Source organism: Streptococcus parauberis NCFD 2020 (assembly GCF_000187935.1).
Lineage (GTDB): Bacteria > Bacillota > Bacilli > Lactobacillales > Streptococcaceae > Streptococcus > Streptococcus parauberis.
Genome location: NZ_AEUT02000001.1, coordinates 25,571 through 44,212, shown reverse-complemented (window position 1 = coordinate 44,212; position 18,642 = coordinate 25,571). Strand labels below are relative to the sequence as shown.

Here is an 18,642-nt window from a genome sequence, read left to right as displayed (position 1 = left end):
ATTCCTGTAATAAGCTGTACATTTTTCTAATAAAAAATGAGCTAGACTAACTCTGTCAAGCTCACATCTTATTTACTTGATAAAACAGCAAGCACAAGTGCAATTGCTAGCCAGAAAAATACTAGAACCGCTGTAAAACGTTGCATAAACGCTTCAAATCCACGCGCTTTTGTTCTTTCAAACAAAGCTTCTGAACCACTGTTGTCAAATACATTGCTGCTAGGATTTTTTTGCGGTTGCATAAAAATGGCAATCACAAGAATCACTGACAAGACAAGCAATGCTGTAAGTAGTAAGTTGTACATCTTCTTTCCTCCACTATTGTCTAAATAATTTTAACACAAATAACCTTAAGATTCAACATGCAAGGTTACTTTTCTCTCTTTAGGACAATACTTAGGAACCTTAATCTTATCAGGATGTGTGGTCTTATTTTTACTAGTTAAGTAATTCTTACTGCCACACTCACTACATTTTAAATTTATCTTTATTCTCACACAATATCCTTAATTTTTAGATATTTCCTAAAATTAATTAAACTCCACAGAAAATTAATTAGGACAATTAAACTGGTTACATAAAATACAGATCGATAGCCAAGAATAATTGCTACATTAGAACCAATGAAAGGTCCAATAACTTGGCCGAGATTTGTAAACATTTGATTGAAAGCGAATATCCGAGATATTCCTTCACGTGGTGTTATTCTTGTCAATAATGAATTAATACTTGGCATTAATGCACCAACACCAAAACCATAAGCAAAACGTAATAATCCTAATTGGAGACTGGTTTGTGCTAATGCACTGAAAAAATACATGACAAAACTATAAAATAATGCCATTAGTAATAATCGATGATTACCTATTCGGTCACCAATTTTCCCCAGAGTCGAACTACTCATTAAACTGGAAAATCCCATTGAAGAGACAATTAAACCTGATACAAAGAGTAAGTTCTCCTTTTGTCCTAAATGTCTGATATATAAGGATAAGATAGGAGCTACCGATTGAGCAGATATCTGGATAATCATACTAGTGACAAAAAGGCCAAGCATGATTTGTTTACTTTTAACCCTCTTGATAATAATTTTGGTTGGCACTACTTGAGCTCGATTTACCGGTTCGAAGTCCTCTTTGACAAAGAAGACGGTCATAATCGTTGAGACAAATAAGATGAGTCCAACAAGCAAGAAGACCATTCTAATACCAGTCATCTCTGCTAGAACTCCACCAATTAAAGGACCAATCAGCATACCTGCCGTAACCCCTGTTGCTAGAGTTCCAAGTGCATAACCTGATTTGTCATTCGGTGCCTGACTAGCAATTAAAGCTGTAGAATTTGGCACATAGCCAGCAAAAATACCATTTAAAAGTCTCAAAAAGAGTAGCCAATGAACATTGGGAATGAAGGCTAATCCCCCCATTGTAAAGGTCATCACAAAACTAGCCCTAACCATCATTGGTTTACGCCCATAGCGATCTGCTAGTCTACCCCAGACAGGAGCAAATACCGCAGAAGCTAAAGCTGAAATGGCTACGGCTAAGCCAGCGTACCACTCTACCTTATTTTTTGGTGCTCCTAAATCCTCGACATAGAGCGCCATAAAAGGCATGACAAGTGAAAAGCTTGCCCCAGTAAAAAAGTTACCAAGCCAAGCTACTTTTAAATTTTGTTGCCAATTTACAGTTGAAATTGCTTGTTGATCAATAAGTCATCATCTTCTTTCCAAAATCGATATCCTACATTATAACATAAATTCAAGAAAGATTTAATTGAAAGTCCCAGTAAACGTTTTAGCGTTTACGTAATGAGCCCATTAAACCACGAACTAATTCGCGACCAATTGTTCTTACTGCCGTACTAATGAAAGCATCTGTTGCTTTCTCAACAACTGTTTTACGAGGTCTGCCAGCAGAACGATTAGCTTGTCTTTGAACACGCTCAGCTTCTTTTGCCGCTTCTTTGTCAGCAAAAGCTTTATCTTTTTCTTCCTGTGCAGCTTTAGTGGCCGCTTCTTCTCCAATAACTTTTTTTGCTAATAATTCATAAGCTGATTCACGGTCAATAGCTTGGTCATATTTACTCGCAAACGGCGATGATTGAACGATAGCTTGAATTTCAGCGAGAGCCATTTGGTCAAAAGAAGACTTAGGAGGCATAACATAAGCACGCTCCACGATTGATGGTTGTCCTTTTTCGTTAAGAACGGAAATAAGAGCTTCGCCGACTTCAAGCTCCGTAATAGCTGTCGCAACGTCAATGTCTGGATTCTGTCTAAAAGTATCCGCAGCAACGCGAACTGCTTTTTGCTCTTTTGGTGTGTAAGCACGTAGGGCATGTTGAATACGATTCCCCAACTGTGCCAAAACTGATTCAGGCAAGTCTAGCGGATTTTGAGTGATGAAGAAGATTCCTACCCCTTTTGAGCGAATGAGGCGGACAATCTGCTCAACTTTATCTAAAAAGACTTTTGGTGCATCATTGAATAATAAATGTGCTTCATCAAAGAAGAAGACCATCTTTGGTTTTTCAAGATCTCCCACTTCTGGAAGTGATTCATATAATTCAGATAACATCCACAGAAGAAAAGTTGTATAAAGTGTTGGAGAATTAAAGAGTTTCGTTGCATTTAAAACGTTAATTGCTCCCAAACCGGTTGCCGTATCCAATTGCATAAAATCCGTAATATCAAGTGCCGGCTCTCCAAAGAAGAGTTCTGCTCCTTCTTGTTCCAAAGTTAATAAGTCCCTTTGAATAGCTCCAACTGACTGCTTCGCAATGTTTCCATATTGACCTGAATAATCAGTAGCATGATCAGCTACTTCTTTTAGAATAGCTTGTAAGTCTTTAAGATCAATTAATAGCCAACCATTTTCATCTGCGATTTTAAAAACAATGTTCAAAACCCCAGTCTGAGTATCATTTAAATTAAGGAGACGGGCTAACATTAATGGACCCATTTCAGAAATTGTTGTTCTAACAGCTTGACCATTTTCTGCAAAAACATCCCAGAGGCGCACAGGAAATGATTGTGGGCTGTAGTCTGTAATACTTAATTTGTCTAGACGGGCTGATAATTTTTCAGTCACATGTCCAGGTTTAGCCAAGTTGACAAGATCACCTTTGATATCTGCTAAGAATACAGGAATACCTGACAAACTTAATTGTTCTGCTAACACTTTTAAAGTCACTGTTTTCCCCGTACCAGTGGCTCCTGCAATCAAACCATGACGGTTGAGCATATTTAATTGTAATTCAACGGGGTTTGTCCCTTTAGCAATTGTAACTGTGCCCATATAATCCTCTTTCTCCATCTATAAATTTCCTAAATGAATTATTCTTATTTATTGGTCTCTAATTATCCCAATTATAACACAAAAGAGACCTGATTTGATAATCAACTCCTTTTGATTCTATCATTTTTTGTGAACTTCAAGCGGACCGTAAAGCTTTTCTAAAAATGCTAAGCAAAATTGCATCACCCAACCAACTCCGAAAGCAAAGAGCAAGGTTCCAATCCCTAAACTTCCACCTAGGAACCAACCTAATAGGCAGACTGTTCCTTCTATCATAGTACGAACTAGCCCCACTCGCCAGCCTGTTAAGAAACAGAGCCCCACCAGCAAGCCATCACGTGGACCTGCTCCTTTATGACTAGTTAGATAAATCGCGGAAGCAATTCCGACCAAAACAACCCCCAAAATGGTTAAAAAGATTCTCGCAATGATACTTGTAGGAGGCGTCACATTTGAAACAATCAAACCAATAACTAGAGCAATGATGATGACATTAAGAATTGTTCCCAAACCCGGCTTAATTTTTAGTGGTAGCCAGAGGATAAGAACTGTCAAACTGACTAAGAAAGTTACCCAACCAATATTAATTCCCGAAAGATGACTTACCCCTTGTGATAGGACTGTCCAGGGCGCCGACCCTAGATTAGCTAATACTAGGCAGGACTCTCCTACACCAAATAAGACTAAACCCAAAATTAGCACGGAAACCGAAACCGGTTCTAAGCTCCAATAAGTTTTTCCCATCCAAGGTGTTCTCGGTATAATTGATTTTGTCATGATTCTCCTAATCTAACTTACTAAGAATTTGTCCTATCTGATCAGTCAATTCTTGCAAGCTTCCATTATTATCAATCACTATATCAGCAAATTTCAACTTTTCTTGTAATGGCATTTGTGAAGCAATTCGGTCACGCGCCTCTTGCTCACTGTAGTGATTGCGATTCATTAGCCGTTGTTTTTGCGTGTCTTGATCAACATAAACTAACCAAATCTCATTAAACCAGTGTCTCATATCTAATTCAATAAGTAAAGGAATGTCCATAAAAAAGGGCTTTCTCTTGGCTTCAAGTTCCTCTTTCCGAGACATCAATTCTTCTTGAATAATCTGATTTTGCAACCTAGAAGAATGATCTCTATTTTCCAGACTAGAAAAAATCATTTTTGACAATTTTGGCCGGTCAATCTCACCATCTTCTTGTAAAATAGAGGGACCAAAAAAATCCAGCAAAGCTTGATAAAGTCGACCACCTTTTCTTTGTAATTCATGAACTACCTGATCAGCATCGATAACCTCATAGCCAGCTTGTCTAATTTCCTTGACAACTGTTGACTTACCTGAGGCAATCCCTCCTGTTAAACCGATAATCTTAGTCATATTTTTGGCACCGTGGACAGAAATGCGTCCCTCTTCCTGCAACTTTTATTTTCTGAATAGCTGTTCCACACCTAGGACATGGTTTATCCTTTTGCCCATAAACCATAAGATAATCCTGCATCGACCCGTTCATGCCTAAAGTATTTTGGTAGGTACGAACGGTCGACCCACCCATTTCAACCCCTAAAGCTAAAATAGCAATTGCTTGATCATGAATTCTTTTAATTTCGGCCTTCTTAAGACTATTACTAAGCTTCATAGGATGCACTTTAGCAGCCCACAAAACCTCATCGACATAGATATTCCCTAGTCCAGCTACTAAACTTTGATCCAAAAGCCATGGTTTAATAATCTTTTGGGAGGATAGCAGAGCTCTTTCAAAAGGCTTTAGCTTAAAGTCAGCTTTAGTTGGTTCCGGACCAATCTTTTTCTCTAAGAAGAATCGGTCCAATTGACTTTTCTCAATTAAATTAAATGTACCAAACTTCCGCACATCTTGGTAGACTAAGGTAGACCCATCAGTAAAAGTAAAAAAGACATGAAAATGTTTATTTACGGGAACAAAATCATTAAAGAGTAAGTATTTACCTTCCATCCGTAGATGAGAAATCATTACTAATTGGCCTAAATCAAATATTAAATATTTACCTCGCCGTGAAACAGCTTCTATCGTTTGACCTTTTAAAGCAAGTTCGAAAGCAAGACAATCATACTTAACCATATTTGGTACTTTGACAGTAACTTGACTAATAACTTTCCCACGGACCAGCTGCTCTAAACCACGACGGACAGTTTCAACTTCTGGCAATTCTGGCATCAATCTTACCATTCAAGGGCAAACTTCATTTCGAGTTTGTGACCTCTAACCTTTCTATGAAATCATTCAACAATCATATTTAGACAAGCAAAATATGTTTTTATAAGCGACATAAATGTATGATTATTATACCATGATTCTAAGATTTCTTTTGATTTCAAAGCTTCAATAGCTATAACATATCTCTAGGTTAGTTCAAAAGAAAATGATACAGTTTTATCAAGAAATTTACAAGTAGGATGATGTTAATAGCTTTGAAAGTATTTTTATTACAAAAGCGATATGTAATTCCAATCATTGTGGCATAAAGCATTGCAAGCAAATATATATTCATCTTACTTAATATTTCCTAGCATTAATACCCATATCTGATTTGAGAAAGTTTCTGAAGTTCTTTTAACAACTCCAATTGCTCACTCGATAGATTGATTTTATGTTTTGTTAACACTTCAAATAGTTCAACATTCATACGACTCAGAATAAAAGGTACTGATGACGCATTAGATTCTAATTCACTCTGATACCGTTGAAAAAGCTGACTTATTTCTTTCTGCTCACTTTTACCTTCAATTGAATTTTGTAAATTTTGAATAAGTTCTAAAGCTTTCACAGAACGCTCCGAACCACCTGCAAACCATTTCATATCGACCTCTATTTTTTCTAAATTTTTATCATATATACATAATAATTTCTAAATTATTATTCACTCTAACTATACTATCTTTTATTCCTAAAAGAATTTCAGGCCCAGTTTTCTATCTGGTCCTTAAGTTCTATCGAAATAAAAATTCCAAATTGTTTGTGAGTTGTTAATGTTGTTTAACTCTAAATTTTATCAAAAAAAATTTTTCTTCGTTCATCTAACTTATGTAGGTTTACCTTACTACACCAAATGAACCTATTCCTCTCACAATAATGAATACTTTTGGGAGATTGTTACAATAAAATTTTGTTCAACTTTTTCAATTAATTATAATCGTTGATTAACAAAAGAAAGTTGAGTTATGTACACAACTATCTACATAAGAATGTAAAAATAATCACATTACAAATTTTTCCTTCCATTATTAACTTTTTCGACTTCTACATTAAATTAATACTTTTCTGATACTATTGTTCCTTCCTTAACGTGAAAAATATAATCGCATAAATCCTCAATATCATTTTTATAATGCGATGTCATAATAACAAGACCATTTTGTTTGTGTTTCATTATCAATTGTTTGGTAATATTAACACTTTTTTCATCCAGCCCATTCATTGGCTCGTCTAATAGTAATATCTCAGGATAATCCATAAAAGCTTGAATCAAAACCATTTTTTTCTTTGTTCCCAAGGATAAGTTTTTAAACAAAATATCCTTAAAATCTGAAAGATGATATAGGTTTATCCAATAATTTAAATCAATTTTCTCTTTGTTCCGACAGATGTTTTTTATTAACCTTAAGTTTTCTTCTAGAGTTAAAAAAGAAATAAATTCTTGGTCTCCAAGTACTAATCCAGCATTTGTAATTGTTTTATCACCTAGCCCAATGATTTGACCCTCTTGGAGAACATTACCTTTAGTCAATTTAGAAAAGCCAGCCAAAGTTCGTAAAATCATGGTTTTACCGGAACCGTTTATTCCCACTAAGCCATAAATATGCTGGTTTAAAAACTTTAAATTAATCTGATTTAATAATATTCTCCTATTTTTAGTTATGTATCCATTTTTTATTTCTAACACATTTTAACCTCCTAATAGCAACGAAACAATAAAATAAGCAAAAAATCATCAAAAGATAAGTAATATGATTTATGAAAAAGATTCTAAAAATTATTTCAATACTGATTAAAACAATGGTAAGTACACTATCAGAACAGAAATATGTGATTAAAAAATAAGTTATAGAATCTACTAAAAACCAAACAAATAAAAGGCAAAGGACATCAACTACCACCACTATACTCTGGTATTTTATAGATAAAAAATATAAGATAAATAATGCTTGCCACAAAAATTCTTTAACGAAAATGTTAATAATTATTTTCATTATTGAAATCTGATAACATCTTTCATTTTTACAATGACTTTTAATCATCATTTTCATGTCCACAGATATTTCAGCCATCATTTTATAAGTCGATAAGAAACTAACAAATGAAAAACCAAGAATCATAATCAATTTAATAAAACTTAACTGCTGCTCATTTTCCGAGGGAAATGGACTAATTAATTGATTAGTAACAAGCTCCTTAAGGTCTAAAATATTGAATTCATTGTAATATGTCAGTAAAATAAAACATATTGTCCAGGAAAGGATTAACTTAGATATGTTGTATAATATTTTAGATAATTTCATGTAAATGTCTTACTTTCAAGATAATAAGAAAAGCAAAAGATGATAAGTTTGATGCTAGAATTTGCCATAAGGAAATATCCCCATAAGAAGTAATCATAATATGAGTCATCGGCACCAGATAAAAAGGCAAGAAACAATATAAAATCGGCGCTGTTCCCCAAAGGTATAAAATATAAGCAAAAGCAGACTTTGAAAAATGATTAAAATAATCGATCAGATAAAAAAATAAAGTGGTCTCAGTCCAAATGGCAACCGATTTAACTAGAACATAATATTGCACGTAATGCCATAGGCTAGTTGAAAAATAATTAAAAATTGAGTTGGAACTAAAACAAAATTCTAATCCATCAAATTCAAATCTACCAACTAGAATTGCAGTAATAATGATAATTACTAATAATATAATAAAAGTAAATATATATATTGCCGATAATTGCAGTTTAAGCTTTTTGATAGTCTTGTAATATAAGTTGGTTCGTCCTAAGTAATAGCGACAATATCTATTCTTTAAATAATAATAAATATATCCTAAAAACATAATAAATAGCGGAATAAAAAATGCTTGAAAAAAATTAAACTCGAAGAGACTATTATTTAAGGAAATTAAGCCTTTTAGATATTTAAACTTGATGACTTCCCCGTTTAATCCTTCTAAATCACTAGCCTGAGCATCGAAGAATAAAACATGAATAATCGCTTGGTGATATATTGACAATAAAAAAATTAAGACAGCAAAAAGGTACCATTTTTTATAAGGTATAATTTTTAATGGAATCATTTCCTCTCCTTTAAATAACGGGAATAACAAACAAAATTTATTTTAAGCTAGGATTTATTATTTAGAATCTGGCGACCAACTACCATCGATGAAGAAGCCACCATCCCAAAAATTTTCTCTTGCTAGATTTAAGTTGTAGATGTGATTTCTCTTAGCATCATTAGTATAAATACCCCTTTGACCTGTCCAAATCATATCAATATCACTTCTTTTAGCACCATTAGATTTTGCTAAATAATGTTTGACCTTAATTTGTGGATTTTTGGCATCCAAATTGACAACATAATAACTATCATTCATTTTCTGCAAATAACCTGTCGCTGTATAGGATGGCGTAATTCGAAAATTCGATAATTGTTCAATCTGTCTAGCCCCTGCAAATACGCTAATTGAAGATGTAAATAAACTAATTATTAAAACCAACATACTAATTTGACATTTTTTCATAAAACCTCATTTCTATTGTTTCATTATTCCTATTTATTTATTCGTAAAACAGCTTCGTTAGTCTAAGTGTTACATATTTTATCATTTTATTTTTATTTTTAGAATGTCATGGATGACACGAAAAAAGAACTGTTGCCAGTTCTTTTAGTGTCCTATTGCAAAGCTGTTAGTAAAAAATTCATTTAGCATTAAGCGGTGCTTTTTAGAAACTGACCCAAGGGCTTGAATTTCCTTCTCTGAAAAGAATTGAAGACGCTTGGTTTCCTCATTATGAAAGTTTACTATGGTAAACTCATTGATAGCTTCAACTTCATACATGGCAACTATGGTTTGCACCTGATCACCATTTGGATAAGATTCATCAAAGTTACTATAGAGATTGAGGAAGCGTTTTGCACTGACTTCAATACCTGTTTCTTCATAAAACTCCCGAAGACAGGTATCGAGAGTACTTTCTCCAAGTTCTACTGTCCCACCTGGTATCGCCCATGTTTCTTTATCAGCTCGTAATTGTAAGAGTACACGGTTTTGATTATCAGTCATTATGCCACCTGCAAAATTTAAAATGATCTTACCATGACCGACTTTTGAACGGATATATGAAATATAATCTTCTTTCATTTTTATCTCCTTAATGCAGAAAAACCGAGTATTTACTCAGCTTTTCAATTTTTTATTTTATTTTGAATTTTTGGTCTGAGTAGGACAAAACAAAGTTTAGGCTCGGTTTAAAAACATCCCCCGGACCTTTCCTCCCTCGCTTTCCTGTTTCTGAGCTCGGACCTAAAACAGTCTATTCCCAGACTGTTTTAGTACTCTTTCTGGTTATATCCAAAGTCGGCGAGGTCTAGTTTTTTGTCGCGCCAATTCTTTTTAACTTTGACCCATGTTTCTAAGTAAACTTTATCACCTAACATGACTTCGATGTCTCGTCTAGCCATTTTACCGATTTTTTTCAGCATTGCTCCTTGTTTACCTATGATGATTCCTTTTTGGCTATCACGTTCAACCATGATTGTCGCACGGATGTGAACTTTGTCAGTTTCTTCATCACGTTTCATTGATTCTATCACGACTGCAACTGAGTGAGGAATTTCTTGTTGTGTTAAGTGTAAGACTTTTTCACGAATCATTTCTGACACTAAGAAGCGTTCTGGGTGGTCTGTAATTTGGTCTTCTGGGAAATATTGAAAGCCTTCTTCCAAATTATCCTTGAGAATTTCCATCAATGGGTTAACATTATTACCTTGTAAAGCTGAGATTGGAACGACTTCTTTAAAGTCCATTTGATTTCTGAAGTCATCAATTTGTTCAAGGAGTTGATCAGGATGAACCTTATCAATTTTGTTGATAACTAAGATAACAGGGATTTTTGCAGTTTTAAGGCGCTCAATTATCATATCATCACCTTTACCACGTTTTTCGTCAGCAGGAACCATGAAGATAACTGTTTCAACTTCACGAAGGGTACTATAAGCTGATTCAACCATAAAGTCACCTAAGGCTGTTTTAGGTTTATGAATCCCAGGTGTATCAATGAAAACGATTTGTTCTGTTTCAGTTGTATAGATACCCATAATTTTGTTACGAGTAGTTTGAGCTTTATCACTCATGATGGCAATTTTTTGCCCCATTACATAATTTAAGAATGTTGATTTACCAACATTTGGACGACCTAAAATCGCCACGAAGCCTGATTTAAAAGCCATGTTTCTCCTTTGTCTAGTTTCCAAAAATTAAATGCCAGATTTTTGGAAGAAAAATAATTAAGCCACTAATGACAGCATATATTGAAATAACGAGAACTGCTCCAGCAGCCATATCTTTAGCTTTTTTGGCTAACATATAAAAGTGATAGTCACTTGCCAAATCTACAACGTTTTCAATTGCTGAATTGACAATTTCAAATGCGATTACTAAAAAAATAGATAGGGTTAAAAATAACCACTCTGTCGCAGAAATATTAAAAATTAGTCCAGCAACGATTGCTAAGAAAGCTGATACAAGATGACTTTTCAGGTTTCTTTCTTCACTCAGTGCCGTTAAGATACCTGTGAAGGCAAATTCCAGACTGGATGTTACTGTTCTGTTTTTCCATTTTCGCTGGGATTTATTGTCGTGTGAGGCCATAAGCAGTCAATATCTCTTCCTGTAATGTAAACATTTCTTTTTCTTCTGCAGGGGTGTAATGATCATAACCATTGATATGTAAGAAGCCATGAACAGCTAAAAAGCCCATTTCTCGTTCAAATGAATGTCCATATTCTTCGGCTTGTTCCTTAGCTTTATCAATTGAAATAAATAATTCGCCAATATAAGCATCAAATTCTGCCATCATTTCTGCTAAATCTGGGTCAGCTTCCATATCACCTTGATCAAAAAGAATCGGTATTTCAGGTTTGTATTCAAGTGAAATGACATCAGTCGGACGATCTGTATCACGATATTCTAAATTCAATTCATGACTTCGCTCATTTGTCACAAAAGTGACTGACATTTCTTTTTGGTCTTTTCCAGTTTTGGTTGCTGCAAAGTTAAGCAAATCTTTTGTTTGCTTCATAATCTCTTGAGAAACTTGGCCGGTTTCATCAATCATCTCAATATACATATCTTTGTTATCAAGGTTTTCCACTACTTTCATATAAATATGAATAAAGAAAATCCTTACCCTTTCAATAGCTTTTAATTCTACTAATTATATTATTATATCATAGAAGCCAATTTTTTTGTGTCTTCTCCATCAGTTCGACGAATTAAAACGATTTCAAAGACTGTTTTTCCTAGTTTTTAAGAATTTCAGCTACTCGTTTTTGTAATGTCGGAATAACCTGATCTTGAAACCAAGAGTTCTTCTTCATCCAAATTTGATTACGAGGTGACGGATGAACCAGAGGAAAATAGTTTGGTAGGTATTCCTCAAATGACCTAACTGTTTCTGTCAGTGTTTTCTTGGATTCTTTACCTAAATAATGTTTTTGAGCATACTGCCCAACTAAAATGATTAATTCCACATTTGGCATAGTTTTTAGGATTTTTTGATGCCACTTATCAGCGAAGCCATTCCGCGGAGGAAGATCGCCCGACTTGCCCTTACCCGGATAATAGAAATCCATAGGAATAATACCGAAAAGACCGGAGTTATAAAAGGTGTCATTATCAACATCCAACCACTCACGGAGACGAATACCACTTCGGTCATTCCAGTAAATTTTCGTTTCTTGAGCAATGATTCCTGGAGCCTGTCCGACAATGACAATTTTGGCTGTTTTGGGAGCTGCATATAAAGGCTCAATCCCCTTGTCTGTATAGGTTTTATTCTCCTCATCATCCATAATTTCTTTAAAAATTTTATCCATAGATCCTCCTAGCAAAAAAGGCCGGCTTAAAACAGTCCTGTTTCGATGGGCCAAACCTTTACTTTTCATCTTTATCTGAGGCTACTTGTCCAATTACATCATAAGAGGTAAGACCGGACTTCTTCTCTATTTTTTCTTCTTCTTTTGGTGAATCGCCTGCGCGATCAGTTTCATAAGCCTTAATGATATCGGCAACAACTGGGTGACGAACGACATCTTTAGCAGTGAAATGAACAAAATCGATGGCTTTAATATGACCTAACTTTTGACTGGCATCTATCAAACCTGACTTAACATTTCGAGGCAAATCAATCTGACTAATGTCGCCATTAACAATCATCTTAGAGTTAAATCCAAGACGTGTTAAGAACATTTTCATCTGCATGATGGTTGTATTTTGCGCTTCATCAAGTATGACAAAGGCATCATCCAAGGTACGACCACGCATGTAAGCTAAGGGGGCAATCTCAATGGTTTCTCTTTCCATTAGGCGACTTGTTTGCTCTTTGCCAAGAATTTGGTAGAGAGCATCATAGACAGGTCTTAAATAGGGATCAACCTTTTCTTTTAAGTCACCAGGTAAGAAACCTAAGCTTTCACCAGCTTCAACAGCCGGTCTGGTTAAAATAATCCGTTTCACTTGTCCTCTTTTAAGTGCTGTTACAGCAAGAGTCACGGCAAGGAAGGTTTTACCAGTACCTGCAGGACCTATTCCAAAGACGACATCATGTTTTTTGACACTATCAACATAGACTTTTTGTCCTAAGGTTTTAACCCGAATCGGCTTACCATTGTTATCTTTAATAATTTCTTCTTCATAGAGGGCTACAAACTTATCAATCGTCGCATTCTCAGCCATCGACATTGCTGTTACTACATCAGAAGTGTTAATAAGCATACCACGACCAACAAGAACCATCAGGGCTTGTATAGTTATCTGGGCAAGGTCTAAATTAGCTTGACTATCTGCAACAATCTGAACACGTTCCGTGCGTGCATGAATGATGACGTTAAAGTAATCTTCAATCCGTTTTAAATGACGCTCATTAGATCCAAACAGCGCTAATAAATCATCCGGATGATTAAGGGTGATTTCAGTAGAATATTCTTGCAAATTAGACTTCCTTTTCTTCATATATGTAACTTTATTATATCAGATTATTAGAGATACTTGTCAAATTTACCCCTATAATCTAAGTTAAAAAGGCAAGGAAATCCTTAACTTTTTTAGCTTATATCAAATGTGCTTCTTTTAATAAGTCTTCAACAAAAGTATCTTTGATTTTTTTTACGACTGATTTTTTCAATTAATTTTACTATTGGTAAATCTTGGTCGGTCAATGGTTTCTTATCTCCTAGGTAATAAAGTGATTTTAGGAGTTCTCGGATCGGATGTCGCAGATAGAATTAAAGACTTCAGAATGCCTCGTTCAACATTCAAGAACATCTAAACTGCTTCCATGACTGTCCGAATTGAATATTCAGTGGTAAAGACGGTGACAAGTGATGGAGACTCTGCAAAGTTACCAATAAAAGCTTAGTTTACAGACCCATTTGGGATAACTTTTGGCCGATCATTTTCAAGACGCGGCATGAAGTAACTTGCAATATAAGGCACATAAACTGGCACGGTATTAATCGATTCTTTTTACGCTAGCTCAGCAATCCAATCAACTGGAACTCCTAAATGATAAAGTCATTCCTTTGTGATTTCCTGACCGGTACAATCTTCAATCTTTTTATAAACGTAGTCACCCTCTTTTTTAGAATAAAGGGCATAAAGCCAAACAGTTGTTTTGTTTTCTTTTTGTTTCTTGAAGTGTGGCTAGCGGTGAATGGCAAAGCTCATGAGCCAGTTAGAATCAACAACAGTGATAATCCTAACAATATTGACTTTACCGTTATGCATGCTTCGTTTGGTAAGGTGTTCGATGTATGGCTCTACTAATAAATTTGATATCGTAGCTCTCGCAGAAACAAACCATGATTCAGCTGGTAAATCTTTATAGAAAACTTTGGGATGACCAAAATCATCAGATTGAGCAGCTAGATTCTCCCAGAAATCCCATGATCCACCTAGATTTTTATTAGATTTAGCAATTTGATCATGGCTACCATAACTTGTACTTTCAGTAATTGAGCCATTTGTCACTAAGACCAAATCATTTTCTGCCAAATCTAGAGATTTACTTTCTCCTGAAACCGTTAATAGTAATTTCTTGGCAACTTTTTATTACCTTTTATATCCATTTTGATATTGCGAACTGCAGTATCAAATTGACATCCACACCATGATCCTCTAGATAGGCAATGATTGGTTTAACCATTGAGTCATATTGGTTATATTTATTAAATTTCAAGGCCGTGAAGTCTGGTAGTCCATCATTGTGGTAGATAAAACGCATTGCATAGCGACGCATATACGCAACTGAATGCCATTTCTCATTGGCAAACATAGTAGCCCAATAAGCCCAGAAATTACTGTCAAAAAATCCGTCGATTGTTTGATTGCCAAGGGATTCTTCAGTTTTCATTATCATTCTTACAATCTCTTTGGAGTGTTTTCCAAGGTATACATATATCATCAGAGAGTCGAGTCCCTTGTTGATGAATTTGGATTATCTATATCTAACCAGTAGAATTCATCCAGATAGGAAGCCCCTGGAATTTTAATGACGGAATCGAACAATTCATATCCCACATACATTCAATATAGTTTTCCATTCCACGCCCTCCACGGGTCACAAAACCAATATCAGACTAATCAATTCCATCAAAAGAACCACCATCCTAAGGCAGTTCTTCTAAAATATGAATCTGTTTGCCAGCCATTTGACCATCTCAGTTGCTACAAGTCCAACAAGGCCTGAATCAACAAAATAAGCTGATTTATCATCAACACCCTCAGGTTTTCGTGGTCGTGCAAATGCTTCAAAATTACCACTACTATAATACATCCGTAGTCCTATTCTCGAGAATAATCATATTGCTTTAATTACCTACACATTACTCTTATTAAAATAAGAGATGTTAATAAAAAATGGAATTATTTTAGACTATTTTGAAAAAATGTCCGAAAAAAAAATACACTTCTAATAAAAAGTGTATTTTAATGCGCTAGATAGTCATCCCAAATACTATCAAATTGACCTAAATTAAAGGTGAAAGTTGCTTGATCTTCTAAATAACGACTAATCAAATCAAAATCATCTGTGTGCTTTGGAAATGTCGTATCCTCAAAAGCTAAGTCCGCTAAAATAGCTACTGGTGCATTTGATTTAGGATTTCTCTGGGTCATTAACCAGGTATAAAATGATTTTCTCAAACAATTCTCTCCTTATTGTCCTAATTCCAATTTTCTTCTAAAAAGTCATGTCGAATCTGGGCACTTAAAGCATAGCGTCCTGGATTCTTTCTGTAAAAGGCCTGATGGTATTCCTCGGCTGGGTAAAAAGGTTGGGCCTTTTCAATTGTCGTTACGATAGGCTGATCAAAACGTCCTGATTGAGCTAGTTTTTCCTTAGATTGCTCTGCCATTTCCTTTTGCGTCTCTGACGTATAAAAAATGACGGGCCGATAATTATCTCCTCGGTCTTGGAACTGGCCCATAGCATCAGTCGGATCAGTTTGAGCCCAATATATATCTAGTAGGTCTGGGTAGCTGATTTGATTGTCATCGAAAATAACTTCAACTGCTTCTGTATGTCCAGTCTGTCCCTGACAGACATCTTCATAAGTTGGATTAGGCATGTGCCCTCCAGTGTACCCACTGATTACTGATTTTATACCAGACATCTCTTCAAAAGGTTCAACCATACACCAAAAGCATCCGCCTGCGAAGATGGCACGCTCTAATTTTTCTTCCATAGTTTACTTCCTCAAATTTTATTGTTCTCATTGTAACAAAAAAGCTTGCCAGAGGCAAAGCTTTTTTCTTAAATTAGTTCTGTTCCTGTTGCATCTTGTTTGATTCGTTTTGCTTTCATCAAACCACCAAGAGCTTTTTTAAACTGACCTTTGGAAATACCAAAAGTAGCTTGAATATCTTCAGGTGCTGATTTATCATTTAATGTCATAAATCCACCATTTGATTCCAAGTAAGTAACAATCATTTGAGCATCATTTTCTAACATTTCAAATGAGCGTGGTTTAACTGATAAATTTAGCGTGCGGTCAACTTCTCTAAAGCCAATAACACGTGTATCTAATACCTGACCTAACCGTGGTTCAGAATAACGTTCATTTGGGTGGATAAAACCTAACATATTGTTTTCTGGTAAGTAAACAAATGTTCCAGAAAGTTTTAGTCTGTAGACAATAGCTGGCCAACTTTGATTTTGCATATTATCGAAGGCTGGATCTGCCATTTCTTGGAAGACTTCTGGTTGAGCAGGGACACCCCAGAGACGATCTTTGTTATCAACGGTCACCGTAATGTAGAGCTTATCCCCTTTTTTAGGCCACAATTCTTTCATGTCTGGCAAAAGGTCTAAGGAAACAGCAATTTCTTTATTGGGAATACCTGTATCGACAAAGACTCCTAGGTCACGGCGGACATCAGTTACTTCACCCCATCCATATGAATCCTTACGAGATTGGATATCTTTAGTAGTTAAGCGAAGTTTTTGTTTCATATCTGTGTATGCAAACCCAGTTACCATTTCCCCAATCTGATGTTCACCCTCTTCTTTTGACAAAGAGAAGATAAAGCCATCTTTTTGGATGAAATAAGAGTTATCATTTTCTTCTCTTACCAAGCCCGTAATTTGTGTTGCTAATAATTCATTCATAATTTATACCTTTAAAAAAGTAGGCACAAGTCAAAAACAACTGCTTCTGAAATTGTTACCTACCTCCATATCTTTATTTAAACTTAGACTTCTAATAGTTCTTTTTCTTTATTAGCTGTCATTTGATCAATGTGCTTGATAGCATCATCTGTTGCTTTTTGAATATCTTTTTCTAATGATTTCAATTCATCTTCAGTTATTTCTTTAGCTTTTTCTTGTTTCTTAGCATCATCCATTGCATCACGACGGATATTACGGATAGCAATTTTTGAACTTTCACCGACTTTTTTCACTTCTTTAGCTAACTCTTTACGTGTTTCTTCAGTTAAAGCAGGGATAACAAGACGAATGATAGAACCATCATTAGCAGGTGTAATTCCTAAATCTGATGCATTAATTGCACGCTCAATATCTTTGATTGATGATTTATCAAATGGTGATATCATTAAAACTCGTGCTTCTGGAACAGTAATTGATGCTAGTTGATTTAATGGTGTAGGTGCTCCATAATACTCAACTTGGATACGGTCTAAAAGACTTGCATTAGCACGACCTGCACGGATACTTGCATATTCACGAGATAATGATTGATGTGATTGTTGAAAGCGTTCATTTGCTTTCTCAATTATAGCGTTTGCCATTTTTAAAACTCCTTATATATTTCTAAACTCTTCTTATTCTGCTGATTTATTTGAAACTGTTGTACCTATATGTTCACCAAAGACAACACGTTTAATATTTCCTGCTTCATTCATATTAAAGACAACTAAATCAATATCATTATCCATTGATAATGTTGATGCTGTTGCATCCATAATTTTTAAGCCACGTTTGATAACTTCACCATGGGTCAATTCATCAAATTTAACGGCATTAGCATCTTTTCTTGGGTCAGCATTATAAACCCCATCAACACCATTTTTGGCCATTAGAATTGCATCCGCTTCTATTTCAGCTGCACGAAGAGCTGCTGTCGTATCTGTTGAGAAATATGGTGAACCTATTCCAGCACCAAATACTACAATGCGCCCTTTTTCCAAGTGTCTAAGTGCACGGCCTCTAATATAAGGCTCCGCAACATTTTGCATTGGAATAGCAGTTTGAACACGAGTATCAACACCAAAATGTTGTAAACTATCTGCCATAACTAAGGCATTCATTACTGTTCCTAACATACCTGTGTAGTCTGCTTGAACGCGATCCATTCCCGCTTCTGCTGCAGGCTCACCTCTCCAGAGGTTACCTCCGCCAATAACTAAAGCAATTTCGACTCCTGATGAATGAACTTCTGCAATTTCTTTAGCAATAAGTTGAACAGTTGAGATATCAATTCCAACACCTTTATCACCTGCAAGAGCTTCCCCTGAAAGCTTTATTAAAATACGTTGATATTTTGGTTCCAATTTACTTATCTCCTTATTTTGTCCTTACTATTCTA

The 18,642-nt window shown here is 35.2% G+C and carries 22 protein-coding genes and 1 pseudogene; all 23 read right to left on the bottom strand.

Features of this window, described 5'->3' with window-relative positions; all coding sequences use genetic code 11:
• Nucleotides 1-68: 68 nt before the first annotated feature.
• On the bottom strand, nt 69-305 hold the full coding sequence (secG, locus tag SPB_RS00290; protein ID WP_003106129.1) for a preprotein translocase subunit SecG: 237 nt from the start codon (nt 303-305) through the stop codon (nt 69-71).
• Nucleotides 306-350: 45 nt separating this feature from the next.
• Complete coding sequence (rpmG, locus tag SPB_RS10940) at nt 351-497, bottom strand: 50S ribosomal protein L33 (protein ID WP_013793719.1); 147 nt, start codon at nt 495-497, stop codon at nt 351-353.
• Nucleotides 494-1,711 (bottom strand): multidrug efflux MFS transporter, encoded by a 1,218-nt coding sequence (locus SPB_RS00285; protein WP_080558355.1) that lies wholly within the window; start codon nt 1,709-1,711, stop codon nt 494-496. Before SPB_RS00285 ends, rpmG begins: the two co-directional genes overlap by 4 nt.
• Before the next feature lie 85 nt (nt 1,712-1,796).
• Nucleotides 1,797-3,299: a helicase HerA-like domain-containing protein gene (locus SPB_RS00280; RefSeq protein WP_037621275.1), complete on the bottom strand. Its 1,503-nt coding sequence runs from the start codon at nt 3,297-3,299 to the stop codon at nt 1,797-1,799.
• Between the two features lie 120 nt (nt 3,300-3,419).
• Nucleotides 3,420-4,076, bottom strand: a complete 657-nt coding sequence (yczE, locus tag SPB_RS00275) for a membrane protein YczE (protein WP_003103741.1) — start codon at nt 4,074-4,076, stop codon at nt 3,420-3,422.
• Between the two features lie 7 nt (nt 4,077-4,083).
• Nucleotides 4,084-4,674, bottom strand: a complete 591-nt coding sequence (gene coaE / locus SPB_RS00270) for a dephospho-CoA kinase (protein ID WP_003105911.1) — start codon at nt 4,672-4,674, stop codon at nt 4,084-4,086.
• Nucleotides 4,667-5,491, bottom strand: a complete 825-nt coding sequence (gene mutM, locus SPB_RS00265; protein ID WP_003105438.1) for a DNA-formamidopyrimidine glycosylase — start codon at nt 5,489-5,491, stop codon at nt 4,667-4,669. Before mutM ends, coaE begins: the two co-directional genes overlap by 8 nt.
• A gap of 355 nt (nt 5,492-5,846) precedes the next feature.
• The gene (locus SPB_RS00260; RefSeq protein ID WP_003102847.1) at nt 5,847-6,134 is read right to left on the bottom strand and encodes a bacteriocin immunity family protein; all 288 of its coding nucleotides are present in this window, start codon (nt 6,132-6,134) and stop codon (nt 5,847-5,849) included.
• A 450-nt stretch (nt 6,135-6,584) separates the two neighbouring features.
• Nucleotides 6,585-7,217 carry an ATP-binding cassette domain-containing protein gene (locus tag SPB_RS00255; protein ID WP_003104274.1) on the bottom strand — a complete coding sequence of 211 codons (633 nt, stop codon included), beginning with the start codon at nt 7,215-7,217 and terminating at the stop codon, nt 6,585-6,587.
• A gap of 602 nt (nt 7,218-7,819) precedes the next feature.
• Nucleotides 7,820-8,611 (bottom strand): hypothetical protein, encoded by a 792-nt coding sequence (locus SPB_RS00245; protein WP_003105869.1) that lies wholly within the window; start codon nt 8,609-8,611, stop codon nt 7,820-7,822.
• A 57-nt stretch (nt 8,612-8,668) separates the two neighbouring features.
• A complete protein-coding gene (locus SPB_RS00240; protein ID WP_003102865.1) occupies nt 8,669-9,058 on the bottom strand; it encodes a hypothetical protein in 390 nt (129 codons plus the stop codon).
• A 144-nt stretch (nt 9,059-9,202) separates the two neighbouring features.
• Nucleotides 9,203-9,679, bottom strand: a complete 477-nt coding sequence (locus SPB_RS00235; protein ID WP_003102785.1) for an NUDIX hydrolase — start codon at nt 9,677-9,679, stop codon at nt 9,203-9,205.
• A 188-nt stretch (nt 9,680-9,867) separates the two neighbouring features.
• Complete coding sequence (gene era, locus SPB_RS00230) at nt 9,868-10,767, bottom strand: GTPase Era (protein ID WP_003104993.1); 900 nt, start codon at nt 10,765-10,767, stop codon at nt 9,868-9,870.
• Nucleotides 10,768-10,780: 13 nt separating this feature from the next.
• Nucleotides 10,781-11,188 (bottom strand): diacylglycerol kinase family protein, encoded by a 408-nt coding sequence (locus SPB_RS00225; RefSeq protein WP_003105517.1) that lies wholly within the window; start codon nt 11,186-11,188, stop codon nt 10,781-10,783.
• A complete protein-coding gene (ybeY, locus tag SPB_RS00220; RefSeq protein WP_037619747.1) occupies nt 11,169-11,666 on the bottom strand; it encodes an rRNA maturation RNase YbeY in 498 nt (165 codons plus the stop codon). The genes SPB_RS00225 and ybeY overlap by 20 nt, the downstream gene beginning before the upstream one ends.
• Nucleotides 11,667-11,838: 172 nt before the next feature.
• Nucleotides 11,839-12,414 (bottom strand): uracil-DNA glycosylase family protein, encoded by a 576-nt coding sequence (locus SPB_RS00215; RefSeq protein ID WP_003104764.1) that lies wholly within the window; start codon nt 12,412-12,414, stop codon nt 11,839-11,841.
• A 58-nt stretch (nt 12,415-12,472) separates the two neighbouring features.
• Entirely contained in the window at nt 12,473-13,528 is a 1,056-nt protein-coding gene (locus tag SPB_RS00210) for a PhoH family protein (protein ID WP_003105528.1), read from the bottom strand.
• A gap of 118 nt (nt 13,529-13,646) precedes the next feature.
• A pseudogene (locus tag SPB_RS11300) lies at nt 13,647-15,371 on the bottom strand (oleate hydratase).
• Between the two features lie 152 nt (nt 15,372-15,523).
• Nucleotides 15,524-15,739 carry a YozE family protein gene (locus SPB_RS00190; RefSeq protein WP_003105877.1) on the bottom strand — a complete coding sequence of 72 codons (216 nt, stop codon included), beginning with the start codon at nt 15,737-15,739 and terminating at the stop codon, nt 15,524-15,526.
• Between the two features lie 20 nt (nt 15,740-15,759).
• Nucleotides 15,760-16,281, bottom strand: coding sequence for a peptide-methionine (S)-S-oxide reductase MsrA (gene msrA / locus SPB_RS00185; RefSeq protein WP_003103153.1), 522 nt, complete (start codon nt 16,279-16,281; stop codon nt 15,760-15,762).
• 68 nt (nt 16,282-16,349) lie between these two features.
• A complete protein-coding gene (locus SPB_RS00180) occupies nt 16,350-17,204 on the bottom strand; it encodes a CvfB family protein (protein ID WP_003102620.1) in 855 nt (284 codons plus the stop codon).
• 83 nt (nt 17,205-17,287) lie between these two features.
• The gene (frr, locus tag SPB_RS00175; RefSeq protein WP_003104966.1) at nt 17,288-17,845 is read right to left on the bottom strand and encodes a ribosome recycling factor; all 558 of its coding nucleotides are present in this window, start codon (nt 17,843-17,845) and stop codon (nt 17,288-17,290) included.
• Between the two features lie 33 nt (nt 17,846-17,878).
• Nucleotides 17,879-18,607 (bottom strand): UMP kinase, encoded by a 729-nt coding sequence (gene pyrH / locus SPB_RS00170; protein ID WP_003104318.1) that lies wholly within the window; start codon nt 18,605-18,607, stop codon nt 17,879-17,881.
• Nucleotides 18,608-18,642: the final 35 nt, after the last annotated feature.